General features: G+C 71.0%; 9 protein-coding genes and 1 pseudogene. 3 read left to right on the top strand and 7 right to left on the bottom strand.

Annotated elements, in window-relative coordinates; genetic code table 11:
* The coding region (gene recR / locus G446_RS0113090; RefSeq protein WP_026410474.1) for a recombination mediator RecR at positions 1 to 430 on the top strand (430 nt) is incomplete at its 5' end.
* Between the two features lie 9 nt (positions 431 to 439).
* Here recR and G446_RS0113085 read toward each other — a convergent pair.
* From G446_RS0113085 to G446_RS19550, 7 genes are all read right to left on the bottom strand, one after another.
* Positions 440 to 1,129, bottom strand: coding sequence for an ABC transporter (locus tag G446_RS0113085; RefSeq protein ID WP_211228310.1), 690 nt, complete (start codon positions 1,127 to 1,129; stop codon positions 440 to 442).
* Between the two features lie 95 nt (positions 1,130 to 1,224).
* The gene (locus G446_RS0113080) at positions 1,225 to 2,019 is read right to left on the bottom strand and encodes a hypothetical protein (RefSeq protein WP_026410472.1); all 795 of its coding nucleotides are present in this window, start codon (positions 2,017 to 2,019) and stop codon (positions 1,225 to 1,227) included.
* A 14-nt stretch (positions 2,020 to 2,033) separates the two neighbouring features.
* Positions 2,034 to 2,747, bottom strand: coding sequence for an ABC transporter ATP-binding protein (locus G446_RS0113075; RefSeq protein WP_026410471.1), 714 nt, complete (start codon positions 2,745 to 2,747; stop codon positions 2,034 to 2,036).
* Positions 2,748 to 2,890: 143 nt separating this feature from the next.
* Complete coding sequence (locus G446_RS0113070) at positions 2,891 to 3,547, bottom strand: response regulator (RefSeq protein ID WP_026410470.1); 657 nt, start codon at positions 3,545 to 3,547, stop codon at positions 2,891 to 2,893.
* Positions 3,544 to 4,647: a sensor histidine kinase gene (locus G446_RS18010; protein ID WP_051286009.1), complete on the bottom strand. Its 1,104-nt coding sequence runs from the start codon at positions 4,645 to 4,647 to the stop codon at positions 3,544 to 3,546. Before G446_RS18010 ends, G446_RS0113070 begins: the two co-directional genes overlap by 4 nt.
* The gene (locus G446_RS19555; RefSeq protein WP_211228309.1) at positions 4,644 to 5,009 is read right to left on the bottom strand and encodes a hypothetical protein; all 366 of its coding nucleotides are present in this window, start codon (positions 5,007 to 5,009) and stop codon (positions 4,644 to 4,646) included. The genes G446_RS18010 and G446_RS19555 overlap by 4 nt, the downstream gene beginning before the upstream one ends.
* A gap of 137 nt (positions 5,010 to 5,146) precedes the next feature.
* Complete coding sequence (locus G446_RS19550; protein WP_245574715.1) at positions 5,147 to 5,302, bottom strand: hypothetical protein; 156 nt, start codon at positions 5,300 to 5,302, stop codon at positions 5,147 to 5,149.
* Positions 5,303 to 5,913: 611 nt separating this feature from the next.
* Here G446_RS19550 and G446_RS21160 point away from each other — a divergent pair.
* Both G446_RS21160 and G446_RS0113045 read left to right on the top strand, forming a co-directional pair.
* On the top strand, positions 5,914 to 6,480 hold the full coding sequence (locus G446_RS21160) for a hypothetical protein (RefSeq protein ID WP_156916680.1): 567 nt from the start codon (positions 5,914 to 5,916) through the stop codon (positions 6,478 to 6,480).
* A gap of 1 nt (position 6,481) precedes the next feature.
* Positions 6,482 to 6,739: pseudogene (locus G446_RS0113045) on the top strand (recombination mediator RecR); the annotation flags it as partial.

Genomic DNA, 6,739 nt, shown 5'->3' with positions numbered 1-6,739 from the left:
CGAGACCTGCGGCAATATCTCCGAGTCCGAGCAGTGCGTCGTCTGCCGCGACCCGCGGCGCGACCAGCGCGTCATCTGCGTGGTCGAGGAGCCCAAGGACCTCGTGGCCATTGAGCGCACCCGCGAGTACCGGGGGCTCTACCACGTGCTCGGCGGGGCCATCGACCCCCTCAGCGGGGTGGGCCCGGACGACCTGCGCATCCGCGAGCTCTTCGCCCGCGTGGGCGGGGACGTCGAGGAGGTCATTCTCGCCACCAACCCCACCGTCGTCGGGGAGGCCACCGCCGCCTACCTCACCCGCATGCTGCGGACCATGGACGTGCCCGTCTCTCGGCTCGCCTCCGGGCTGCCGGTGGGCTCCGACCTGGAGTACGCCGACGAGGTGACGCTGGGGCGCGCCTTCGAGGGGCGCCGGCTCGTCGAGGGGTGACACAGACGGCTAGGCGTCTCGGCAGACGAGGGCGGTGGCGTACGCCGCCAGGCACACGGCAGCCCAGGTGGTCAGCGTGAGTGCGGCGGTGGTGGCTGGCAGCGCGGTGACGCTGTAACCGGGGGTTCCGAGCAGGCTGAGGGCGGCCTGGTCCGGGAGGAATCGCAGGACTCGGGGCCACTGCAGGATGCCGGTGCCGACGACGACGGGCGTGGTGATCAGGATTCCCAACGCGGCGGCCGAGCTGCGCAGGAGGCCGGCAAGCCCGAAGGCGATGGTTGACATGAACAGGTAGGCTGCGGCCCAGCGCGCGATGTCCAGCAGAATTGCTCCGGCGCCGAGGTGGTCGGAGATGCCGATGATGAGTCTGGCGGGGACCAGCGCGATCACGACGCCGGTGGTGGCGACGATCAGCATAGCGGCGATCTTGCCCGCCAGAAGCGAGCGCCGGTTCGGCATGGCCACGAGCGTGATGCGGAGCTGTCCGCTGCGGTACTCGCTTGCGGCGGCGTAGGCGGCTACCACGAGGAAGGCGTACACGGGGGCGAGCATGACCGCGCCGAAGGAGGAGATCGACGCCGGTTCTCTCTGACCGGGGTGGGTGTAGAAGCCGACCGGTGAGGCGTCGATCGCGGCCAGCGCGAGATTCGCGGTCAGGGCCACCGCCAGCATGATGCGTGCGGACGGGGCAGTCGTCATCTTGATGATCTCAGCGGTGACGGTGTCACGCAGGCAAGTGGGGAGCGGCGTCAGTGGCATCAGCGGCGTTGTCGGCGTCAGCGGCCTCGTCGGGGTCATCTGGCGTCTCTCCTGGTCACGACCGCGACGGCGACGGCGCAGGCGAGCACTGCCCATCCGATCAGCACGGCCGCCCCCTGGACGGCGCTACCGGTCAGAGGGACGGCGACGTCGCCTCCTGCCAGTACCAGGTTCCGTGCCGCACTGAACAGGGCCAGCGCGTCCACGGCCGGGGAGATGAGGGTGAGCATCTGGGTCATCGTCACCATGATCAGCACCACCGCGACGATGACGCCGACGAGCGTCCTTCTCGCTATCAGGGTGATGGCGTAGGCGAAGAGGGCGGCGGTGACCATGAACAGCAGGATGCGGGCGTCGGCGAGGAGGAAGCGCGGTGACCATGCCCGGCCCGCTTCCCAGCTATGGAGCGCCAGGTGGAGCAGCACCTTGGCCGCACCGATCCACAGCGTGCCGAGGATGAGGATCTGGAATGCGACTGCGACGATCTTTCCCACCAGCAGCCGCATGCGCCGGGGCACGGCGAGCACGCTCATGCCGAGCTGGCCGGTGCGGAACTCGGCGCCGGCGGTCACCGTGCTGAGCAGGGGCAGGAGGATCGCGGGGTTGAAGATGGAGGCGACGTAGTCGCCGAAGACGGATTCATCGGCGACGACCGGGACGCTGTTGACAACACTTGTTCCGTCGCCGCGGAGATTCGCGATCAGTTCCTGATTGAAGAGGAAGAGCTGGAGCTGGAACAGGAGATCGACCGCGGTGAGGATGACCATGATGATCCAGACGCTGGGCAGGGTGAGGGCCTTGGTGAGCTCTGAGCGGACGATGCTGATCATGCTGCTCACCGGCCTCACCAGCTCTGTCCGGGCCGGCTGCCGGTGAGCGCGAAGAAAGCGTCCTCGAGTGAGGCGTGGCCTGCGATGATCTGTTCCAAGGCGCCGTCGGCGATGATCCGGCCCTTGTTGATGATGACGATGTCGTCGACCGTCTGCGCCGTCTCTCCCATGAGGTGGCTGGACAGCAGCACGGTATTGCCGTCGTCGGCGTAGCTGCGCAGGAAGGCGCGGATTGTGCGGATGCCTTCGGGATCGAGGCCGTTGACCGGCTCGTCCAGCACGAGGAAACGGGGCTCGCCCAGCAGAGCGGCCGCCAGTCCGAGGCGCTGCCGCATGCCGAGCGAGTACTTGCGAACCCGCCTCGTGGCGGCTTCGGACAGGCCGACCTGTTCGAGAACCTCGCCAATGCGCCGCGCCGGGATCCGGTTGGACTGCGCGATCCAGCGCAGATGATCGATGCCGCGACGCTCCGGGATGGCGGATGCGCCGTCGAGCATCGCTCCGACGGTGCGGAGCGGCTGAGCCAGTGCGGTATACGACTTGCCGTCGATGAGTGCCGTACCGGATGCGGGCCGGTCCAGACCGAGCAGGATGCGCAGCGTCGTGGACTTGCCGGCCCCGTTCGGGCCCAGGAACCCTGTCACCCTGCCCGCCTTGGCGGTGAAGCTGACTCGGTCGACTGCGGTCCTGCCTCCGTACTTCTTGGTCACGTCAATGATCTCGATCATGCAGCGGTACTTCCTTCCGAGCGTTGGGGCGGCCGTGCAGCGGCGGTGCACTGCCAGCGCAACCGTTCCACCGGGGCGCTGCCTCTCGCGTCGTCCGGAAGTAGACATGTGCGGTGGGTACTGCGGTGGGGATGAGCGCGGGATCAGCGGGGCTCGTGCAGCAGCCCGGCTTGGTAGGCGAGGACGGCCAGCTGCGTGCGATCGCTCACGCTCAGCTTCAGGAACAGACGACGCAGGTAGGTGCGCACTGTGGGCAGCGCGAGGAAGAGCTCATCGGCGATCTGCTGGTTGGACCGCCCCTGCGCCACCAGCCGAGTCACCTGAAGCTCTCGTGCGCTCAGACGCACATCGGCGAACGGGTGCCGCGAGTGCGCCGGCCGCTGGGCGAGCTGGTCCATCAACCGTGCGGTGACCTCCGGAGCCAGCGACGCGTGTCCGGCATGCACGGCCCGCACCGCACTGAGAACCTCGGACGAGGAGGCGTTCTTCAGCAGGAAGCCCGCGGCGCCCTGCTTGAGCGCGCCGGCCACGTACTCGTCCAGGTCGAAGGCGGTGAGCATGATCGCCTTCGTTCCCGAATCGGTGATGCCCCGCAAGACGTCCAGGCCGCTGCCGCCGGGCATCTGCACGTCGATCAGGGACACGTCGGGGTGCAGTGCCGCGATCTTCCGGATCGTCTCCCGGGCGGTCCCCGCCTCATCCAGCACGCGGAACCCGTCACTGGCGTCGAACAGACGCCGGTAGATGCGGCGGAAGTCGGCATCGTCATCGGCGAGGAATACAGTGATCGGCGCGTTCACGGCTCCACCTGCAGCGGTAGTCGCGCCAGCACCCGCGTACCGCCCTGCGAGAGGCCGGACACGCTCAAGGAGCCGCCGACTGCCTCCACGCGTTCCCGCATGCCCGTCAAGCCGGCTCCCGGCGCCTGATGAGCGGATATGCCGGTACCGTTGTCCTCGACGTGGACGGTGAGGATGCCGTGATCAGATCCGGCAGTCGCTCCGGCAGCCTTGACAGCCACGGTGCACGATGAGGCGTCGGAATGACGTACCACATTGCTGAGGGCCTCTTGCACCACCCTGGAGACGACCGCCTGAGTCGCGGACGGCACCTCCGGGAGCTCCACGGCGGACTCGACCTCGAGACCGCTCACCCGGGCGGCCGTCAGCAGCTCCGGGAGCGACGGCGCTCCACCGCGCTCGTCCTCGCCCGTGCGCAGAGTCCGCACCAGCTGCTGGACCTCTTCCAGGGCTCCGCCTGCGCGCTCCTCGATGTCTGTGAGGCTCTGAAGCAGCTCCTCCTCGGTGCCGGCGGTGTTGCGCGCAACGTCGGCCTCCGCGCGAATGACGCTGAGCGCATGCCCGACGACGTCGTGCACCTCCCGGGAGATCGCGACCTGCTGCTGGGCGCGTCGAGCGAGAGCCCGTTGATGGGCGGCCTCCTGCGCGGAGGCCAGCCTGCGGGCCTCCGCGCATCCCAGCATCCAGGAGGCGCCGATCGCAAGGCAGCTGCCGATGACTCGGTGCGCCGTCGTCTCGGAGGCGGGACTGCCGGACGTTGCGGCCAGCAGGATCAGCGCGACGGACAGCCACACACCGATCGGCTGTGACCGCGTACCGCGCCGGACCGCTTGCGGATACAGGCACCACGCGGCCGCGAGCATCGGATCGGTGCAGAGTCCGAGAACCCAGCCGGCCGCAGTGATGATCAGCGAGACCGCCAACGCGACGAGAGGCAGTCGCCAGCGCAGTAACATGGCTGCGACGAGCGTGGCAATGAGCAGGAGGCCGAGGGGATCGGGCCCCCAAGACCAGAAGACGCCGACAGCTGCTGCGGCGACACCCAGGTCGACTGCGAAGGACACCGGCGACGAGTGCCCCGAGAACCAGGGCGTCGTCATGAGAGCGACTCGTTGCGGGAGCGTGCCGCGGGCGCGTGGCCGGGAGCGCCCGGGGCGGTGCTCCCCTCGGTCTGCGGCTCGCGGCCGAGCTCGGCGTCGATCCGGGCGGAGAAGTCGTCGTCGCCCACGGCCGGCCACTCCAGGGGAACGGTGATGCCGAGGTCCTGCTCGACCCAGGCGCGGAAGTCGCTGACCGGCTCAACGGCATCGTCGTCGTCCGGCGGGAGCCCGAGCTCGGAGGGGGTGAGGTCGCGGTAGCCGATCGCGAAGAGCGTTAGGAGCTCGTGGACATCGTCGGCAATGCGTAGGCGGCGCCCTCGGACTCCAGGACGACGGCGCGGCCCCGGGTCTCCATCCAGCACCAGGCGCGCTCCAGCTCCGCGGGGACCGTCCCAGTCCGGTCGGTCCGCCCTGGGCGCGTCAGCCATTGTCGACATTCCCCTGAGCATACCGGCTGCCGCCCGCGCGGGGAAGGCCCGGTCCGACGGCGGGGGCCGCCCTACGCCGTCGGCGACCTGCGTGGCAGCATCTGCTCGACCATCGCCTCCAGCGACTTCTGGGCCGGGCGGTAGCGGACGCCCAGCTCGGTCCGGCTGCGCGTGGCGTCGCAGCGCACCGGGAATCCCACGTTGCGCCGCACGTACTCCCGCGTCATCCCGATCCTGGGCGCGAGGGCCAGGAGCAGCGGGCGGGGCAGGGCCCGCCGCTCCCGGCCCCGCCGCTCCGGACGGCGGCGCGGGCGACCCCGGATGGCCCGACGCCGCCGGAGCGGGCGGTGCTCCGAGCGGTCTCGGCACGCCGGGCGCCCCCGCCGTCGACGGCGGTCCCGTGGCGCTCTCGCCCGGGGCGCCCGCGCCATCGCCCGCCGGACCCCGGTCCCCGGCGCCCGCCGCACCGCCGGAGGCGGAGGACGACGGGTGGGGCGTCATCGCCGTCCCCGGCGGCTCCGGACCTGCACCGGCCGGACCTCCCCAGACCGGGCCCGCAGGCGGCGAGCACGTCGTGCCGCCGCCCGCCGCACGGTCCGCTCCCGCGACCGGATCCGCTCAGTCCGCCTCGCCCGGCTCTGCGCCGCCGGGACCAGGGCCATCCGATTCCGCGGGGTCGGCCCCGGCCGCGCCCTCTGCGGCCCCTCCCACGGCCACGGAACCGATGGCGTCGCCCGCCTCAGCGGCTTCGGCAGTCTCTGTGGCCTCGCCGTCCGGCACCGCCTCGCCTCCCGCGCCCGATCCGGTCGACGAGTCCCCAATCGCTACTGTCCACCGTTTGCACGCCCTGCCGACACTTCCCGGCGGGGCTGCACCATCCTCGCCGTCGCCGTCGCCGTTGCCGTCGCCGTCTGCCCCGGCGCCGGCAGAGCCGGCAGGACCGGCAGGGCCGGCCGACCAGCACCGGCAGTCCCAACAGGGCCATGGACACGATGGACATGGCGGGCAGCCCGAGCAACGCGGGCAACACGACCAGCGCGGGCAGCACGGCCTGGCCCCCGTCAGCTGGGAGGGCCCCGCCACCTTCTCCGACGGCACGCCCGTCCCGCAGGAGCCCCCGCCCGAGGACGGGGATGAGGAGCCGGATGACTCCTGGGCGCCCGCCGCCGGCGACCGGGTCTCCGCCGCACGCGCCGCGGCCCGGGCGGCCGCCCGCGGTCGGGCACCGTCGAGCCCGAGCCCGGCTCACGGCGCCGCCTTCTCGCCGTCCTCCGTCGAGGACGACGTCCCCAGCGCCGACGACGAGGACGCCGAGGAGGCCGGCGCCGTCGGCCTGGAGGTCGTCAAGCGGCTCCTGGGCGCCACCGTTCTGGAGGAGATCACCGTGACCCAGGAGGGACGCTGATATGACACCCGTCTACGAGGGCGCCGTCCAGGACCTCATCGACGAGTTCGACGAACTGCCCGGCGTCGGCCCCAAATCGGCCCAGCGCATGGCCTTCCACATCCTGGCCGCCGACGCCGCCCGCGTCGAGCGATTCGTCGAGGCCCTGCGCGCCGTCAAGGCCCGGGTCCGCTTCTGCGAGACCTGCGGCAATATCTCCGAGTCCGAGCAGTGCGTCGTCTGCCGCGACCCGCGGCGCGACCAGCGCGTCATCTGCGTG

It is taken from the genome of Actinomyces dentalis DSM 19115 (assembly GCF_000429225.1).
In the GTDB taxonomy this organism is placed as follows: domain Bacteria; phylum Actinomycetota; class Actinomycetes; order Actinomycetales; family Actinomycetaceae; genus Actinomyces; species Actinomyces dentalis.
This window is presented reverse-complemented; position numbering and strand designations above follow the sequence as displayed.